Genomic DNA, 17,496 nt, shown 5'->3' with positions numbered 1-17,496 from the left:
TCATCGTCGGATACCGCGACACCCCAGCTCAAGAGGTTGAGGGCTTCAACTTACTCACAGAGTATTCACAGAGAGTACAAAACAGGTTCGATCAGGACCGGGGAAACTCCGCGGCCACCGACTCGGCGATCTGAGCCACGTTCAGCGCCGCCCCCTTGCGAAGGTTGTCGCCGCAGACGAACAGCTCCAGACCCCGGGGATCGTCCAATGACCTGCGCACTCTCCCGACCCAGGTCGGATCCGTGCCGACGACGTCGGACGGTGTCGGGAAGTCCCCCGCCGCCGGACTGTCGTACAGCACCACGCCCGGCGCAGTCGCCAGGATCTCGTGGGCCCGGTCGACCGCGATCTCGTTCTCGAACCGGGCGTGCACGGACATCGAGTGCGTCGCGATGACGGGTACGTACACACAGGTCGCCGCGACCCGCAGGCCCGGCAGGTCCAGGATCTTGCGGCACTCCTCGCGGATCGCCAGTTCCTCCGACGACCAGCCGTCCCCGGCCTCGGTCCCGGCCCAGGGCACCACGTTGAGGGCCACCGGGGCGGCGAAGGGGCTGCCTTCCGTGTCCCCCAGGGCCCTGCGTACGTCCCCGGGCTTCGTGCCCAGTTCCGTACCGGCGACCATCGACAGCTGTTCGCGCAGCGCCGCGACGCCGTCCCGGCCCGCCCCGCTCACCGCCTGGTACGAGGAGACGACCAGTTCCCGCACACCGAATTCGGCGTGCAGCGCACCGACGGCGACGATCAGCGCGAGCGTCGTGCAGTTCGGGCTCGCGACGATGCCGCGCGGTCTGATCCGTACGGCGTGCGGATTGATCTCGGGCACGACCAGCGGAACGTCCGCGTCCAGCCGGAACGCGGCGGAGTCGTCGATGACGACCGTGCCCTTGGCGGCGGCGATCGGCGCCCACTGCGCGGAGACGACGTCGGGCACCAGGAACAGCGCCACGTCCACGTCGTCGAAGACGTCCTCGGTGAGTTCGAGGACCTCGCTCTCCTCGCCGCGCACGACCAGCTTGCGACCGGCCGAACGCGGCGAGGCGATCAGCTTCACCTCGCCCCAGACATCCGCGTGCTGCGAAAGGATCTGGAGCATGACGCCGCCGATCGCCCCGGTCGCTCCGACGACCGCGAGCGAAGGACGGCGCGCAGTCATCGGCCGGTGCCCCCGTAGACGACGGCCTCGTCGGAATCGCTGTCGAGACCGAAGGCGGTGTGCACGGCGCGCACGGCCTCGATGACGTCGTCGGCGCGGGTGACCACCGAGATGCGGATCTCGGACGTCGAGATCAGCTCGATGTTCACGCCGGCGTCCGACAACGCCTCGAAGAAGCCCGCCGTGACTCCCGGGTTGGTCTTCATACCGGCGCCGACCAGGGAGATCTTCGCGATCTGGTCGTCGTAGCGCAGCGACTCGAAGCCGATGCTGCCGCGGTTGCGCTCCAGGGCGTCGATGGCCTTGCGGCCCTCGGCCTTCGGCAGCGTGAACGAGATGTCGGTCAGACCGGTCGACGCGGCGGACACGTTCTGCACCACCATGTCGATGTTGATCTCCGCGTTCGCGATGGTGCGGAAGATCGCGGCGGCCTCGCCCGGCTTGTCGGGCACGCCGACGACGGTGATCTTGGCCTCGGAGACGTCATGGGCGACTCCGGAGATGATCGCGTGCTCCACCTTCTGGTCCCCTTGCGGCTCGTTGCTGACCCAGGTTCCGCGCAGTCCCGAGAAGGACGAGCGGACGTGGATCGGAATGTTGTAGCGGCGTGCGTACTCCACGCACCGGTGCAGCAGCACCTTGGAGCCGGACGCGGCCAGCTCCAGCATGTCCTCGAAGGAGATCCAGTCGATCTTCCGGGCCTTCTTCACGACCCGCGGGTCGGCGGTGAAGACACCGTCCACATCGGTGTAGATCTCACAGACCTCGGCGTCCAGCGCTGCCGCGAGCGCGACGGCGGTGGTGTCGGACCCGCCTCGGCCGAGGGTGGTGATGTCCTTCTTGTCCTGGGACACACCCTGGAACCCCGCGACGATCGCGATGTTCCCCTCGTCCAGCGCCGTACGGATACGGCCCGGCGTCACATCGATGATGCGCGCTTTGTTGTGGACCGAGTCGGTGATGACGCCCGCCTGGCTACCGGTGAACGACTGGGCCTCATGGCCCAGGTTCTTGATCGCCATCGCCAGCAGGGCCATGGAGATCCGCTCTCCGGCGGTCAGCAGCATGTCGAACTCACGCCCGGCAGGGATCGGGGATACCTGCTCGGCGAGATCGATCAACTCGTCCGTCGTGTCGCCCATCGCTGACACCACGACAACCACCTGGTTGCCGTTCTTCTTGGCATCGACGATTCGCTTGGCGACGCGCTTGATGCCCTCGGCATCGGCTACGGAGGAGCCTCCGTACTTCTGCACGACAAGGCCCACGTGCGCTCCTCGCTCAGTCCATTACTGCGGTCGACTCAGTTTAACGAGCAGTCCGGAAACGCCCCGCTGATACCACATGGTGAGATGTCCCGCTCAGCACGTGATCATCGGCGTGTCGCCCCGGACCGCTCGTACAGGTCTGTTGCCCGCCGGACAGGCCCGCACTCCCGTATGTGGCTCAGCCCACACGCCTGGCGGCCCGGTTTCACGATTCACCGGCCCTCCGCCTCCAGCGTGGACCGGAACCAGACCATCCGCCCTTCGGAGGTCCCGCCCTGCACAAGCCGCCGCGCGGCGCCGCCCCTGCTGCTCGCCCTCGCCACGCTCCCCCTGACCGCGTCCCCCGCCCACGCGGGCGGCACCTGCTTCGCCACCCATGCCGACGCCCCGATCCACGCGGGCGCGGACGAACTGTGACGCGTGTCCCGCGCGGACAACGGCACCCGGCCGGGCTTCATGCGCGACGGTGACCTGCGGTGCGACGGGGGTGAGCGGACCGCCGGCCGTGCCTACTGCACCGGTCGCAGCCCCAGTGGTCCCGCGATCTCCTCGGCCATCACGCGGCCGGCCTCCTCGGCGAGCTCGTCGTCGACGGTCTCCGAGTCGGTGTCCAGGCCGTCCAGTTCCTGGAGGGGCTGGTTGAGGCGGATGTGGGCGATCAGGGACTGGAGGGCGCGCAGGGTGGCGGAGGCGGTGGAGCCCCAGTTGGAGAAGTAGGAGAACTGCCACCACCACAGGGCCTCGGTGGTGCGGTCCTCCTCGTAGTGGGCCAGGCCGTGGCGCAGGTCGGTGACCAGGTCGGCCAGGTCGTCCGAGATCCGGGCCGGGACCGGGGCCTTGCGGGGCTCGTACGGGTCGAAGACCTCGGAGTAGACGTCGATCGGCTCCAGCAGGGCGGCGAACCGCTCGCGCAGGCCGTCGGCGTCCGGCTCCGCGCCCAGGTCCGGCTCGTAGCGCTCGTCGGGGACGATGTCCTCGTACGCGCCGAGCCGGCCGCCCGCCAGCAGGAGCTGGGAGATCTGGAGCAGCAGGACGGGGACGGCCTCCTCGGGCTCCTCGACCTTGGACACCTCGGTGACCGCGACGATGAACGTCTTGATCTGGTCGGCGATCTGGACGGCGAAGTCGTCCGGGTCCTGCGTGACGGAGTTCAGCGTGGCGTCAGACATCGAGGGGACCTCCCGTGGGCACGGTCGCGAACGGTGAGTAGAACATAGCGTCGCTGAACGTAAAGCCGCCGTGAGTCGCGGGAACGGTCCTGGAAACGGTCACCGGAAGAACATCGGGAGACGTGGAGGCGTCAGACATCGAGCAGGCGCCTCCCCTCGAAGGCGCGGCCCAGGGTGACCTCGTCCGCGTACTCCAGGTCGCCGCCCACCGGCAGGCCGCTGGCCAGCCTGGTGACCCGCAGGCCCATCGGCTTGACCATCCGCGCCAGGTACGTCGCGGTGGCCTCGCCCTCCAGGTTCGGGTCGGTCGCCAGGATCAGCTCCGTGATCGAACCGTCGGCGAGGCGGGCGAGCAGTTCGCGGATGCGCAGATCGTCCGGGCCGACGCCCTCGATCGGGCTGATCGCGCCACCGAGCACGTGGTACCGGCCCCGGAACTCACGGGTCCGCTCGATCGCGACGACGTCCTTCGGCTCCTCGACCACGCAGATCACCGACGGGTCCCGGCGCGCGTCCCGGCAGATGTTGCACTGCTCCTGCTGGGCGACATTGCCGCAGACCGAACAGAACCGGACCTTGTCCTTGACCTCCAGGAGGGCATGGGCGAGGCGGCGCACATCGGTCGGCTCGGCCTGCAGGATGTGGAAGGCGATCCGCTGCGCGCTCTTGGGACCGACGCCGGGCAGCCTGCCCAGCTCGTCGATGAGGTCCTGAACCACGCCTTCGTACAACGGGAACGCCTTCCTTTCCTGTCCTGTCCTGGGTGAGCCGCGCCGGAGGATCCAGCGGGGTCAGAAGGGAAGGCCGGGCATGCCGCCCAGGCCCTGGGCCAGCGGGCCCAGCTTCTGCTGCTGGAGCTGCTGCGCGTTCTCGTTGGCCGCCTGGACCGCGGCGACGACGAGGTCGGCGAGCGTCTCGGTGTCCTCCGGGTCGACGGCCTTCGGGTCGATCACCAGATTGCGGAGCTCGCCGGAGCCGGTCACGGTCGCCTTCACGAGACCGCCTCCCGCCTGACCCTCGACCTCGGTCCTGGCCAGTTCCTCCTGGGCCGCGGCGAGGTCCTGCTGCATCTTCTGGGCCTGCTGCAGCAGTTGCTGCATATTGGGCTGACCACCACCGGGAATCACGGTCACTCCTGGCAATTCGACGACAAAATGTTTCGGTACGCCGAGCCTACGTGGTCGCCGGGCAGCGCGCCCCACTCACTGGCGGGCAACTCTTTCGGGTGAGTTTCAGGCAGTCCTTGCCGGGCTCCTATACCTGATCACAGGCCCGGCGCACCCGGGAATACCGCGTTTTCTACCCCATGGCCCACCATTCGGCGGTAGGAAGAGCATGCGCATCAGGTCACACAGGCACACCGACCGTCACGCAAGGTTACCCACGCGGGACTGTCGGCCACGCCGGAGAGCAGTGAGCACCCCGCCGTCTCGAAACACATCGCCACATCAGGCGTCGCTACGCAGAATGCAGAGGAGTTCCCGGTGAGTCAGCCGGAGATGCAGCCCGAAGGGCCGCCCCGCAACGAGCCCGGTTCGGCCGGCTCGGCCGGTACCTCCGGTTCGGACTCCCGCACACGGGGCCGGGATCTGACCGGTGCGCCGTTCCCGCTCGGCGACTGGGGCGAACCCGCCGACCGCCTCGACGAGCTGTACCGCTGGGTCGAGGCCGACGCGCTGCGCACCGCCGACTGGTACCTGAGCGACCGGGTGTGGAAGCGCCGGGCGGCCAGGGCGCTGCGGATCAGCACCGCGGCCGGGGCGGTCGCGGGCGCCGCGCTGCCGTTGCTCGATCTGACCGGGGCGCTGCACGGGGCGGCGGGCTGGGGCTATCTGTCGCTGCTGCTGGGTGCCGCGAGCATGGCGTGGGACCGGTACTTCGGCCTCACCTCCGGCTGGATAAGGAATCTCGCCACCGCCCAGGCCGTGCAACGGCGCCTTCAGGTGCTCCAGTTCGACTGGGCGTCGGAGTGCGTGCGGGAGGTGCTCGGCCCGACCGAGGGGACGGCCAGCGAGGCGGCCGAGCGGTGCCTGGGGGTGCTGCGGCGGTTCTCGGAGGACGTCACGGAGCTCGTGCGCACCGAGACCGCGGACTGGATGGTGGAGTTCCGGGCCGGACCGGCGCCGATGGGGATGCAGGCGCTGTCCTCGGGCGGCGGGAGCGGCGGGCGTTCGGACCACGGGGTGCTGTCGGGACGCTTCCCGCTCCAGACCATGACCCGGCCGAACATGCCGCGCCAGCGCCCCCCGGAGTCCCCGCGGTGACCCCGGGGGCGCCCGGCCGCCCAGGAAGCGCCGAAGCCGCTCGGAGCTGAGGGCAGTCCCGTGATCCCCGATCCACCAGGGACTACGGGACGGCCCTCAGCTGAAGATGATCATTGAGCCCTGGGCGAGGCTGCGGGTGGCCGCCGCGTGCAGGCCCAGCCAGACGTGCCGCTCCCGGGCGAACGGGCTGTTGTCGTACGGGATCGGGGCCGCCGGTTCCTCCACGGAGGTCGGTGCGGCGGGCGGCAGCGGGGCGGCCGGCGGGTTCGCCGGGTCGATGCCGATGGACGGGGCGACGTACTCCAGCTCCCGCAGCAGTCCGTGCGAGGAGCCGAGCGGGCCGCCGCCCTCCAGCAGGTCGTCGTTGGAGAGCGGGACGGTGAAGTCCAGCGGGACGTACGCCCCGGCGTGGTCGTAGTGCCAGACCAGGTGGGACTGCTGGGCCGTCGCCTCGAACATCTCCAGCAACTGCTCGTAGTCCCCGCCCAGTTCGCCGACCGGTGTGACGGCGAGGCCGCTGATCTGGAGCAGGAAGGCGCGGCGCAGGAAGTGCAGGGCGTCGTAGTCGAAGCCCGCGATCGGGGCGACGTCGCCCGTCAGGCCCGGCATGTAGGCGTACACGGGGACGGGCGGCAGTCCGACCTCGCCCAACGCCTTGTCGTAGACGGCTATCTCTTCGGCGAACGGATTGTCGGGGCTGTGGCACAGCACATCGACGAGGGGAACCAGCCACAGGTCACAGGCCACGAAGTCTCGCTCTCCCACGGGTGCGCATCGGAACGTTCAAGATGGTCGGGACAGCGTAATGCGGTGGGCGCGTTGCGCACAGTGGCCGTCGGCGGCGAGGGGCGGGACGGGGTTACGACTGCGGTGCCCCGGGGTCCGGGGCCTGCCCGCCGCGCCGCGGATGTTCGAGCTCACCGGCCGCGAGCCGGTCCGCCCAGTTCAGCGCGTGGGTGTTGTAGTCGTCCATCACCGCGCGCACCGCGTCGTGTTCGCCGAGTGTGATCGCCGCGACGAGATCCTGATGACCGTGCCAGAGCCAGTCCCGGGCGGCCTCGTCGTGGCGCAGGTACGGCACCGCGAACACCCAGGCCTGGACGCGCAGTCGGTGCAGGAAGTCGTTGATGTACGCGTTGCCCACGAGCGCGCCCAACTCGCGCCAGAACCGCAGGTCGTAGCCGATGAGGATGTCGAGGTCGCCGCCCCGCGCCGCCCGCGCGGCCTCCTGGGCCCTGCGGCGCACGGAGACCAGGCAGTCCCGGAACGCCGTCGGCTGCGCGGTCGAGAGCCCGGCGCCGAGGAACACGCCGCGGACGACTCCCTCGATGACCAGGCTGCGGGCCTCGACCAGGGACCGGTAGTCGGCGACGGTGAACTCCCGTACCCGGAAGCCCCGGTGCTGATCCGATTCCAGCAGCCCCTGCGCGGAGAGGTCGAAGAGCGCCTCGCGCACCGGTGTCGCCGAGACGCCGTACTGCTCGGCGATCTGCTTGACCGTGAACTCCCGCCCCGGTTGCAGACGCCCGGCGAGCACCTCGTCACGCAGCGCGTCCGCGATCTGCTGCCGCAGCGTACTGCGGGTCACAGCTCCGCTCGCGCACATGGCGCCCCTCCCCATTTTTTCGCCTGCGGTCACCTTAAGCCAGGGCCGCTGTGCCCGGATCCGGGCAGGGGAGGGGCGCACACCACCGGTCCGCGCCATCAGGCCGCGCGGACCCGGGTCACGCTGTGTGCTCGTCCGCGACCGACAGCGCCGCGTCGAGGGCCGCGAGGCCCTCCTTGGCCTCGGCCTCGGTGACGTTGCAGGCCGGAACGGCGTGGGTGCGGTTCATGTTGATGAAGGGCCACAGGCCGTTCTTCTTGGCCGCGGCGCCGAAGGCCGCCATCGGCGCGTTGGCCTCGCCCGCCGCGTTGTACGGGACCAGCGGCTCGCGGGTCTCCTTGTTGCGGACCAGGTCCAGCGCCCAGAACGCGCCGAGGCCGCGGACCTCGCCGACCGACGGGTGGCGTTCGGCGAGTTCGCGGAGGCCGGGGCCGAGAACCGTCTCGCCGATGTGCGCGGCGTTCTCGATGACCTTCTCGTCCTCCATCACGTGAATGGTGGCGACGGCGGCCGCGCAGGCCAGCGGGTGACCGGAGTAGGTCAGTCCGCCCGGGTAGGCGCGGGTCTCGAAGGTCGCGGCGATCTCGGCGCAGATCGCGACACCGCCGAGCGGTACGTAACCGGAGTTGACGCCCTTGGCGAAGGTCATCAGGTCCGGCACCACGTCGAAGTGGTCGGCGGCGAACCACTTGCCGGTGCGGCCGAAACCGGCCATGACCTCGTCGAGGATGAAGACGATGCCGTACCGGTCGCAGATCTCGCGGACGCCCGCGAGATAGCCGGGCGGCGGCGTCATGATGCCCGCGGTGCCGGGGATCGTCTCCAGGATGATCGCGGCGATGCTGCCGGGGCCCTCGAAGGCGAGGGTGTCCTCCAGGTGCTGGAGCGCGCGGGCGCACTCCTCGGCCTCGGTCCCGGCGTGGAACGGCGAGCGGTAGAGGAACGGTGCCCAGAAGCGGACGACGCCCGCCGAACCGTTGTCGGACGGCCAGCGGCGCGGGTCGCCGGTCAGGTTGATCGCGGTGGAGGTGGCGCCGTGGTACGAGCGGTAGGCGGAGAGCACCTTCGTACGGCCGGTGTGCAGCCGGGCCATCCGGACGGCGTTCTCGACGGCCTCGGCGCCGCCGTTGGTGAAGAAGATCTTGTCCAGGTCACCGGGGGTGCGCTCGGCGATGAGGCGTGCGGCCTCGGAGCGCGCCTCGATCGCGAACGCGGGGGCGAAGGTGGCGAGCTTGCCCGCCTGCTCCTGGATCGCGGCGACGACGGTGGGGTGCTGGTAGCCGATGTTGGTGTAGACGAGGCCGCTGGTGAAGTCCAGATAGCGGTTGCCGTCGTAGTCCCAGAAGTACGCCCCCTCGGCGCCGGCGACGGCGAGCGGGTCGATCAGACCCTGGGCGGACCAGGAGTGGAACACGTGCGCGCGGTCGGCGGCCTTCACGGCCGCACCGGCGGCGGGGTCGACATGAGGGGCATGAGGGGTCATGCGGCGAGCGTAGGACGCGCCGGGAGCGGCCCGACATGGCCACCTTGTATGGCGTGGCGCGCTCTGGTGGGCAGGGTGTCGGGTTGTCTGCACACGGGGCCGGGACCCGCGCCCCGCCGACGAGCCCCCTCGGTCCGCCTCCGACGTGCCCCGGACGCCCGGAACCCACGAAGACCCCCGAACCCGCAACCGGCCCGGCCGCGCGCTGCGTGGATCCCTATGATCGAGCGAGCCACGCCAGGAACCGCTCAGTTCACTCCCGGGGGAAGGACGTTCAGCGCCATGCAGAGCCTGACGCCACAGGATCCGCGTGCCATCGGCGCGTACCGGCTGCTGGGCCGCCTCGGCGCGGGCGGCATGGGCCAGGTCTATCTGGCCCGGTCCGACCGCGGCCGTACCGTCGCGATCAAGCTGGTACGCGGCGAACTCGCCGAACAGCAGGAGTTCCGCGACCGGTTCCGCCACGAGGTACGGGCCGCCCGCCAGGTCGGCTCCGCCTGGACCGCCCCCGTGCTGGACGCGGACACCGAGGCCGCCGTGCCCTGGGTCGCCACCGGATACGTCGCCGGGCCCTCGCTGCACGCCACCGTCACCGGCCGCTCGCGCACCCCCGAGGGCGCGGCCTCCGGTGCGTACGGCCCCCTGCCCGAGCGTTCGGTCCACATCCTGGGGGCCGGTCTCGCCCACGCCCTCCAGGCCATCCATGCCGCCGGGCTCATCCACCGCGATCTCAAGCCCTCCAACATCCTGCTGACGATCGACGGACCGCGCGTCATCGACTTCGGTATAGCCCGCGCACTCGACACCGTCACCGACGGCGGTGTGACCCGCACCGGGGCCCTGGTCGGATCGCCCGGTTTCATGGCGCCCGAGCAGGTACGGGGCGAGCGGGTGACCCCGGCGTGCGACGTGTTCTGTCTCGGCTCGGTACTGGCGTACGCCTCGACCGGCCGGTTCCCGTTCGGGGCGTCCGACAGCGGCGCGCACGCGCAGATGTTCCGGATCGCGCAGGAGGACCCGGACCTGACCGGCGTCCCCGTGGGCCTCGTCGAACTGGTCAGGGACTGCCTGCGGAAGGACCCGGCCGCCCGCCCGACGACGGAGGCGATCCTGGCGCGCCTGGCCGGCGCAGACATGGCGGAACCCTGGCTCCCGGGTGCACTGATCGCCCAACTCGGCCGCCACGCCGTGGAGTTGCTGGACTCCGAGGACCCGGAGGAGGCGGCGGAGGAGACGGCGACGGCCGCACAGGCCCCCGTACCGGACGAGAGACCCCCGGTGCCCACGCCTCCCGCGGCCCCCTCGGACCGCCCCGTGCCCACGCAGCTCGCGGACCCTCCGCCCCCGTCCCCCGCGCCCGCCCCACCGCACGGGGCCCCCGCCTACGGCTACCCGCCGCTGCCCGCCCAGCCGCACCCCGGCCAGGGCTTCGGTCCCCAGCAGAACCACGCCGGGTACGGATATCCACCACAGCAGCAACAGCCGTACCAACAGCCGCAGCCTCAGTCCGGATTCGGCGCCACGCCCCCGTACGGCCCCGCCTACCCCGCCGCCCCGCAGCCCGAGCCCGAGCCCGCCCGCCGCGGCAGGGGCTCGTCCATCGCGCTCGTCGCCGTCGCCGTGCTCGTGGCCATAGGCGCGGGCGGATCCGTCTACGCGCTCATGAACGGCAAGACGCCGGGTCCCACGTCGTCCGCCACCGACTCCCCGACCCACCCGGACACCTCGTCGGGCTCCCGGGCGAACGACGACCCGTCATCGCCGGACTCCTCCCCCACCGACGGCCGGAAGAACGGCGACGGCCCCATCCCGTCCGGCTACCTCGGCACCTGGTCGGGCTCCATCGACAACGCGGCCGGCCACTCCACCCGGAAGCTCGTCATCCAGCAGGGCGCGGTCGGCCGGAGCGTCCTCACCCTCACCGCGGACGGTCCGCTCGACACCGGTGGCTCCTACCACTGCGTCTTCCGGGCAACCCTGATCGCCGAGCCGTCCCCGGGCGGTCCCGTCGAGGTCGGCCCCTCCACGGTCAGTGTGGGCGAACCCATGACGTCCTGCACGGCGGGCGGGGCCACCACGCTCACCCTGCTCCCGGACGGCACCCTGCGCCGCGAGAACAACGACAGCGGCGAGCAGCTCACGTACACGAAGGACGACTGAGCGGACCGGACGGGCCGGTCGGATCAGGCCGCGCACCGTGAGACCGATCCCCACCGGAGATCGCGGCCTGCCCCCACGCCATCCACGTCCGGGACTCCAAGGTGCCCGAGGGCCCCACTTTCGCGGTCGCTCCCGGCGCCTGGTCGACCCTCCTCACCTGGGCGAACTGACGATTTGCGGGGTCGGGAGCGTCCCGGCCCCGCAAATGTGTACGACTTGTGGACGCCATGACATACCCTGCGTTCCTGGGCCGCACCCCTCTCTCGTCTCTGGGTGCCATGCGGCCCTCTCTTACCGTGGGGGTAAATCATTTTGCGTACGCGCAGAATCTCGACCGCGACCTCGCTCGCGGTCCTCTTCAGCTCAGTGGTTCTGGTCGGCGGGGCGGCGAATCCGGCCGCTGCCGACTCCAGCAAGATCCTTCCCGCCGCTTCCGTCGGCGATGTCGTCGCGGACGGCGTGCACAAGCGGGTCTTCATCAGTGACCCGACCGGTGGCAAGGTCCTCGCCACCGACTACAGCGGCAACGTCGTCGGTACGATCCCGTCGCTGCCGGGCGTGACCGGTCTCGAACTGTCCGCCGATTCCGGCACGTTGTACGCGGGTGTGCGCGGCGCCGACGCCATCGCGGCGATCGACACCTCCGCCCTGGTGGAGTCCGCCCGATACGCGACCGGTACGAACACCAAGCCCGCCTACCCGGCGCTGGCGGGCGGCAAGCTCTGGTTCGGCTACGGGGCGGCGGCCGAGGGCAACATCGGGTCGCTCGACCTCACCGGTGCCGAGCCGGTCATCACCCTGGACCAGGAGCCGAACCGCACCTGGTACGCGGCGCCGACCCTGGCGTCCGCGCCGGGTGCGCCGGGCACGCTGGCCGCCGGCATCGAGGGCCAGAGCCCCACCCAGCTGGCCGTGTACGACGTCGCCTCGGGGACGGCGACGCGGACCGCGCAGATCTCCACCGACGGGGGCAACCTGCGTGACCTGGCGCTGAGCCCGGACGGCAAGCAGGTCGTGGTGGCCAGCGGCTACCCGTACCACCACCAGGCCTACCGGACCTCGGACCTCACGCCCGGGACCACGTACCCGTCCGACGCGTACCCGAACGCCGTGGACATCGCGCCGAACGGCACGGTCGCCGCGGGCATCGACGGCTCCTACGAGCCGGACGTGTACATCTACAAGCAGGACACCACCAAGCCGATCCGGACGTACGACTTCCCCAACACCGGTACCAGCAGCGGATCGGACCTCCTGGTTCCGGCCGGGCTGGCCTGGGCGCCGGACACCAGCCGGCTCTTCGCGGTCACCGAGAACAGCGCGGGCGTCCGTTCGCTGCGGGTGCTCACCGACGCCGTGAAGTCCGCGACCACCGTCACGGTCAACGCCCCGGAGAAGTCGGCGCTCAACAAGAAGCTGACCGTCACCGGCCGGGTCAAGTCCGCGGGCTCGTTCCCGGCGGGCTCGAAGGCCACGGTCACGCGCACCGACATCGAGTCGCCCAAGGGCAAGGCGCTGCCCCCGGTGACGCTCAAGTCGGACGGCAGCTTCTCCTTCACCGACACCCCGACCGCGGGCGGCCAGGTCACGTACAAGGTGTCGTTCGCGGGCGACACGTCCCACTCCGCGGCGTCCGGCTCCGACAAGGTCGCCGTGCCCCGGACGGCCAGCTCGCTGACCCTGAACCACAACAAGGCGCTGTACTCCTACGGCGCCGATGTGTCGTTCACCGCGCACCTCGGCAAGACGTACAAGAACCGCACCGTCGAGCTGTGGGTGGACCCGTTCGGGCCGGACAAGCCGAACAAGCTGGTGAAGACCGGCAAGGTCGACTCCAAGGGCAACCTGTCGACCACGGTCGACATGACCCGGGACACCACCGTCACCGCGATCTTCAAGGGCGACGGCCGGTACACCTCGAAGAAGGTCACGTCGACCGCGTTCGCCAAGGTGAAGGTCTCGACCTCCGTCGCCAAGCAGTACAAGACGGCGAAGATCGGCAAGACGCCGTACCGGTACTTCCACAAGAAGACCAACCCGGTCTTCACGACGACGATGACGTACTACAAGAACCGCTCGCACAAGCTGTCCCTGGAGATCTACTACCAGGGCAAGTGGTACGACGCGGGCTCGCAGTACTTCAAGCTCGGCACCAGCGGGAAGTCCATCGTGACGCTGACCGGCACCCATGACACGGGCTACCGGATGCGCGTCCGCGCCTCGTACGTCAAGGGCACCTCGGGCGACACGGTGAACTCGACCACGCACGGCGCCTGGCAGTACTTCATCTTCACGAAGTAGCCGGGCAGCGGGCCGGCCCACGAGCGGACGGCAGGCGTGCGGGGCCGGGCGGATCGCCCGGCCCCGCACCCGTACCCGCCGTCCTCCGCCCGCGCCGGTCAGCCCAGCAGCTCACGCAGCCGGCCTGCCTGTCCCTCAGCCGTACCGGGCGGGTTCCTGCGGTGCGCGGGATCTTCGAACGAGAGGATGAACAACCAGGTCAGCGCGAGCAGACGACGGCACTCCCGCAGACGGCTGCGCTCCTCGGCGGTCAGATCGAAACAGTCGAGGAAGGCCGTGGCGTCGAAACCTCCGTCGACCCAGCCGGAGACATGCTCGGTGATCTCCGCAAGTTCGAAGGCGCGGTCGCTGCGGCCGGAGTCCTCGAAGTCGACCACCCGTACCCGGGAAGCGTGCTCGTCCCAGAGGTAGTTGGCGAGGTTCCCGTCACCGGGGCCGAAGACCGGTGCACCGGGGACGTCCGGTCCGGCGGCGAGGCCCGACCGGTCCAGCCAGGCCATGCCCTCGCGCAGCGCCGCCCGGACCACCGCTGCGGCAGCCGGTCCCGGTCCCCGACCGTGCCAGGTGCGCAGCCGGGCGATCAGCCCGGCCTGGTGGTCCGGACGCATCGGCACCCGGGCAAGACGGTCGTACGGAACCGCCGCGTACAACGCGTCGAGCGTCTCGGCCATCGCCGCCGTCCGCTCCGCGTCCACCGGAGATCCCCGCAGCGGAACCCCCGGCACCCGTGACATCACCACCGTCGGCGGAACGGCGTCGCGATCGACGGCGATCGGTGCGGGGGCGAGGCCCGGCGCATGAGCATCCAGCAGGGTCAGGGCCCGCCACTCACGGTCGAGCAGAGCACGGACGTCGCCCTTCCGGTACCGCTTCGTCACCTCGTCACCGCGGATCTCGACCACATGGGTGCTCCACCGCTCAGAGTTCATGACGTCGATCCTGCCAAGCGGGGCGCGTGCGGCCCACTTCTCAGGGGCTGCCGTCCCGGAAGGACCGGCCCCACCCCTCAGACCAGCGGCTTGGCCGACATCAGCAGGTGCTGGTGGGCGGGGCGGGAGCTCTCCGCGTCCGCCCCGGGCGTCCGGCCGGTGACCATCGCCCGCTGGCCGGGACCCATCAGCTCGAACCTGATCACGGGGGTGCCGAACGAGCCCAGGGCATCCATCAGATACGCGGGGTTGAACGCGACCGTCAACTCGTCGGCGCCCTCCAGGACGGCGGGCAGTCGCTGGGAGGCGACGTCGTCCTCGTAGCCCGCCTGGAGCAGCACCGAGCCGTCGGAGAAGGCGAGGTGGAGCGGGCTGCCGCCCTCCGCGACCACGGCGACCCGCTTGGCGGCCTCGACCAGGGGCGCCCGGTCCGTCTCCGCCGTGACCGCGCCGGTCATCGCGAACAGCTTGTCGTGACGCGGCAGTCGGCCGTCGAGCAGACGCACCGTCGTACGCATCCCGGCCAGCTCGAAACCGGCCGAGCCGCCGTCCAGCGCGAGCCGGACCATGCCGCCCCGGCCGAAGGAGCGGGCGATCTCGGTGAGCCTGCGGGCGGAGACCACGACATCGGCCGAGACTTCGGCCGGGACACCGTCCGCGCCACCGGCCGCGCCGGGCTTCCAGGCAAGGGTGCGCACCGCGAACCGGTAGCGGTCCGTGGCGGCGAGCGTCATCGTGTCGCCGTCCAGGGACAGCCGGATGCCGGTCAGGGTCGGCAGCGTGTCGTCCCGGCCCGCTGCCACCGCCACATGGGCGACGGCCGCCGCGAACTCGTCCGCGTCCACCTCACCGAGCACCTTTGGCAGCGACGGCAGTGCCGGGTAGTCGTCGAACGGAAGCACCGAGAGGCCGAACCGGGCACCGTCGCTCGCCAGCGAGAACCGTGAACCCTCGACCGCGCACTCCACCACCCTCTCGGGCAGCACCCGGCAGACATCGAGCAGCCGGCGGCCCATGACCAGCACCTTCCCGGCCCGTACGGTCTCCGCCTCCACCTCGATACAGGCGGACGCCTCGTAATCCAGCCCCGAGATGCGCAGCCGGCCGTCGGCCGCCTCCAGCAGCAGCCCGCCCAGCACCGGAACGGGTGAGCGTGTGGGCAGCACCCGGGCGGCCCAGGCCACGGCATCGGTCAGTGCGCTGCGCTCAATGCGGAACTCCATGGCGGCGGCCTCTCCCGGTCGACTCCGATCACGGTCGTGATCGCGAGCCGACACTAGGGGCCGCCACTGACAACGGAAGAAGAAGAACGGTTGCGGCCGACGCGACAGCGGCCACCCCCGTGAGCCGCTGCTGTCGCCCCCTACCCCTCCCCCGAGGGTGCCGCAACCGTGTTCGGACTCTAGGTCCTCGGGTAGGTACCCGGAAGCTTCAATTCGCACTGTGTGGGCCGTGGCAGGTATCAGTCCGCACAATCAAACCGGTAGCCTGCATTCCGGTTTTTGGGCAGGAGTGGAGGATCTGTGCACGCGCGGGAACGGGCCGATGACGTACTGCGGATGTACCGGCTGGCCCGGTCGGGCGGATCCCGGGAGCTTCTGCACTGGGTGTCCGGCCGGGCGGCGGGCTGGGCCGGGCTGCTCGCCGGGGACGGCACCGTGCTGCACGGCGTGACCCGCAGCGCGGACGGTACGGGCGTCGAGTCGGCCGCGATGGCGGGCGAGTACGCAAAGGGCCTGTCGGGGCTCGACGCGCGTTCCTTCGCCTTCGACCGGGGCCCGCACACCGCGCTGCTGTTCCCGCTGGACGGCCCGCCGGACGCCGCCGCCCCGATCCTCGCCGTGGTCGCACCGCGCCCGCTGCCGGACGGGCTCGCCATCCTGCTCTCCGACGTGGCGATGCCGCTCGCCATGTGCTGGGCCGCGGAGGCCGTGGAACGCAAGCGGCGCCGCGTCGACCTCGCGGAGTCCCGCAGCAGGGAAGCGGTGCTGCATCTGCTCATGACGGGTCAGCTGTCCATCGCGCACCAGGTGGCGGGCGCCCTGAAGCCCACGCTGCCCGACCCCGTCCGGTTGTATGTCGTGGAGTGCCCGAGCGGCCGCCGGGACGAGGTGGCGCGGATCTGCGCGGAGCTCTCCGGCGGCCGGTCCTGGATCGTCCGGTGCCCGGTCTACGCGCGCCATCTGATCCTCGTCGTGCCGGCGGACGCGGACGCGGCCGAACAGCGACTCGGCCTCCGGGTCGCCGAAGTGGTGACCGAGTGCGTCGTGGGCGTGAGCGAGGACGTACCGCTGCCCGACACCGCGACCGGCTACCGGCAGGCGTTCCACGCACTGGCCGTGGCCCGTGGGCTGCCGGACCGGCATGCCCGCTTCGGCTCGGCGCCGGATCCGGCCGTGGCCGCAGGGGCGGACGGCGCACGGTGGGCGGACGAGCTGCTGCACCCGCTGCTCACCTATCTGCCGCGGCGCGGCCAGGACCCGGGCAGCCAGGAGCTCGCGGCGACGCTCGCCTCCTGGCTCGCGTTCTCCTCGCACGCGACCCTGCATCTGAAGATCCACCGCAACACCCTGGCCGCCCGGCTCCGGCTGATCGGCGAACTGCTCGGCCTCGACCTGAACCGGGTCGGCGACCAGGCCGCCCTCGACCTGGCCCTGCGCATCCGCGCCACCCCCACCGGGACCGCGAGGGCCCGCCGGGACGAGAAAATGGCTCGGCCGCCCCTCGGCCTGGACGACATCCTGCGCACCCCGGCCGTACGGGAATGGGCGGCCCAGCAACTGCGCCCGCTCACCGAGCCCGACACTCCCAGGAGCGCCACGGACCCGCGGGACACCCTCCGCGCCTGGCTCCACTGCGAGGCCCAACTCACCCCGACAGCTGAAGTGTTGGGCATTTCGGTGCCGGGGGTACGCAAACGTCTCACCCGGCTCGAATCGGTGCTCGGCCGCTCACTGCTCCAGGCGCCCAGCGCCCGTTACGACCTGTGGCTCGCCTTCCGGTCCCTGGACGTCACGGGAGCGGACACCGCCCGGTGAACCGGAGAGGGGGGGGGGGTGGGCGGGGCGGCGGGGGGCCCGCCTGGGGGGGGGTGTCACCCTTAGGTGTTGGTGCGTTTTGGTAGCGCGCCCAGTCTGGGATCCGGTTTGGTTTCGACGTT

General features: G+C 70.9%; 16 protein-coding genes. 6 read left to right on the top strand and 10 right to left on the bottom strand.

Annotated elements, in window-relative coordinates:
- Window positions 1–91 precede the first annotated feature (91 nt).
- Together ACFV8T_RS09285 and ACFV8T_RS09280 are read right to left on the bottom strand one after the other, a co-directional pair.
- The gene (locus ACFV8T_RS09285) at window positions 92–1,156 is read right to left on the bottom strand and encodes an aspartate-semialdehyde dehydrogenase (RefSeq protein WP_385325976.1); all 1,065 of its coding nucleotides are present in this window, start codon (window positions 1,154–1,156) and stop codon (window positions 92–94) included.
- The gene (locus ACFV8T_RS09280) at window positions 1,153–2,424 is read right to left on the bottom strand and encodes an aspartate kinase (RefSeq protein ID WP_072487889.1); all 1,272 of its coding nucleotides are present in this window, start codon (window positions 2,422–2,424) and stop codon (window positions 1,153–1,155) included. The genes ACFV8T_RS09285 and ACFV8T_RS09280 overlap by 4 nt, the downstream gene beginning before the upstream one ends.
- A gap of 234 nt (window positions 2,425–2,658) precedes the next feature.
- Between ACFV8T_RS09280 and ACFV8T_RS09275 the strand changes: the two genes are divergently transcribed.
- The gene (locus ACFV8T_RS09275) at window positions 2,659–2,841 is read left to right on the top strand and encodes a hypothetical protein (protein WP_385325974.1); all 183 of its coding nucleotides are present in this window, start codon (window positions 2,659–2,661) and stop codon (window positions 2,839–2,841) included.
- A gap of 92 nt (window positions 2,842–2,933) precedes the next feature.
- Here the strand turns inward: ACFV8T_RS09275 and ACFV8T_RS09270 are convergent, their stop codons facing one another.
- The 3 genes from ACFV8T_RS09270 to ACFV8T_RS09260 form a co-directional block, all read right to left on the bottom strand.
- A complete protein-coding gene (locus tag ACFV8T_RS09270) occupies window positions 2,934–3,593 on the bottom strand; it encodes a DUF5063 domain-containing protein (protein WP_114245295.1) in 660 nt (219 codons plus the stop codon).
- Between the two features lie 131 nt (window positions 3,594–3,724).
- Window positions 3,725–4,324, bottom strand: a complete 600-nt coding sequence (gene recR, locus ACFV8T_RS09265; RefSeq protein WP_266417409.1) for a recombination mediator RecR — start codon at window positions 4,322–4,324, stop codon at window positions 3,725–3,727.
- 60 nt (window positions 4,325–4,384) lie between these two features.
- Entirely contained in the window at window positions 4,385–4,720 is a 336-nt protein-coding gene (locus ACFV8T_RS09260; protein ID WP_072487886.1) for a YbaB/EbfC family nucleoid-associated protein, read from the bottom strand.
- 357 nt (window positions 4,721–5,077) lie between these two features.
- Between ACFV8T_RS09260 and ACFV8T_RS09255 the strand changes: the two genes are divergently transcribed.
- A complete protein-coding gene (locus tag ACFV8T_RS09255) occupies window positions 5,078–5,857 on the top strand; it encodes an SLATT domain-containing protein (protein ID WP_385325972.1) in 780 nt (259 codons plus the stop codon).
- Window positions 5,858–5,953: 96 nt separating this feature from the next.
- On the opposite strand, the gene ACFV8T_RS09250 is transcribed toward ACFV8T_RS09255, so the two are convergent.
- From ACFV8T_RS09250 to ACFV8T_RS09240, 3 genes are all read right to left on the bottom strand, one after another.
- Entirely contained in the window at window positions 5,954–6,604 is a 651-nt protein-coding gene (locus ACFV8T_RS09250) for a hypothetical protein (protein ID WP_385326248.1), read from the bottom strand.
- A gap of 112 nt (window positions 6,605–6,716) precedes the next feature.
- The gene (locus tag ACFV8T_RS09245; RefSeq protein ID WP_385325971.1) at window positions 6,717–7,463 is read right to left on the bottom strand and encodes a GntR family transcriptional regulator; all 747 of its coding nucleotides are present in this window, start codon (window positions 7,461–7,463) and stop codon (window positions 6,717–6,719) included.
- A 118-nt stretch (window positions 7,464–7,581) separates the two neighbouring features.
- Window positions 7,582–8,946, bottom strand: coding sequence for an aspartate aminotransferase family protein (locus tag ACFV8T_RS09240; RefSeq protein ID WP_385325970.1), 1,365 nt, complete (start codon window positions 8,944–8,946; stop codon window positions 7,582–7,584).
- Window positions 8,947–9,228: 282 nt separating this feature from the next.
- Between ACFV8T_RS09240 and ACFV8T_RS09235 the strand changes: the two genes are divergently transcribed.
- From ACFV8T_RS09235 to ACFV8T_RS09225, 3 genes are all read left to right on the top strand, one after another.
- A complete protein-coding gene (locus tag ACFV8T_RS09235) occupies window positions 9,229–11,106 on the top strand; it encodes a serine/threonine-protein kinase (protein WP_385325968.1) in 1,878 nt (625 codons plus the stop codon).
- A gap of 59 nt (window positions 11,107–11,165) precedes the next feature.
- Window positions 11,166–11,276, top strand: a complete 111-nt coding sequence (locus tag ACFV8T_RS09230) for a DUF397 domain-containing protein (protein WP_385326247.1) — start codon at window positions 11,166–11,168, stop codon at window positions 11,274–11,276.
- A gap of 142 nt (window positions 11,277–11,418) precedes the next feature.
- Window positions 11,419–13,407, top strand: a complete 1,989-nt coding sequence (locus ACFV8T_RS09225; protein ID WP_385325967.1) for an Ig-like domain repeat protein — start codon at window positions 11,419–11,421, stop codon at window positions 13,405–13,407.
- A gap of 98 nt (window positions 13,408–13,505) precedes the next feature.
- Here ACFV8T_RS09225 and ACFV8T_RS09220 read toward each other — a convergent pair whose 3' ends face one another.
- Window positions 13,506–14,336: a phosphotransferase family protein gene (locus ACFV8T_RS09220; protein WP_385325965.1), complete on the bottom strand. Its 831-nt coding sequence runs from the start codon at window positions 14,334–14,336 to the stop codon at window positions 13,506–13,508.
- Window positions 14,337–14,413: 77 nt separating this feature from the next.
- Entirely contained in the window at window positions 14,414–15,559 is a 1,146-nt protein-coding gene (gene dnaN, locus ACFV8T_RS09215) for a DNA polymerase III subunit beta (RefSeq protein WP_385325963.1), read from the bottom strand.
- 336 nt (window positions 15,560–15,895) lie between these two features.
- Here dnaN and ACFV8T_RS09210 point away from each other — a divergent pair, with 336 nt between their 5' ends.
- Window positions 15,896–17,374 carry a helix-turn-helix domain-containing protein gene (locus ACFV8T_RS09210; RefSeq protein WP_385326245.1) on the top strand — a complete coding sequence of 493 codons (1,479 nt, stop codon included), beginning with the start codon at window positions 15,896–15,898 and terminating at the stop codon, window positions 17,372–17,374.
- The last annotated feature ends 122 nt before the right edge of the window (window positions 17,375–17,496 follow it).

Origin of the sequence: Streptomyces sp. NPDC059832 (assembly GCF_042731715.1) — a bacterium.
In the GTDB taxonomy this organism is placed as follows: domain Bacteria; phylum Actinomycetota; class Actinomycetes; order Streptomycetales; family Streptomycetaceae; genus Streptomyces.
Note: the sequence above shows the minus strand (reverse complement) of the source record. Positions and strands in the feature narration are given on the sequence as shown.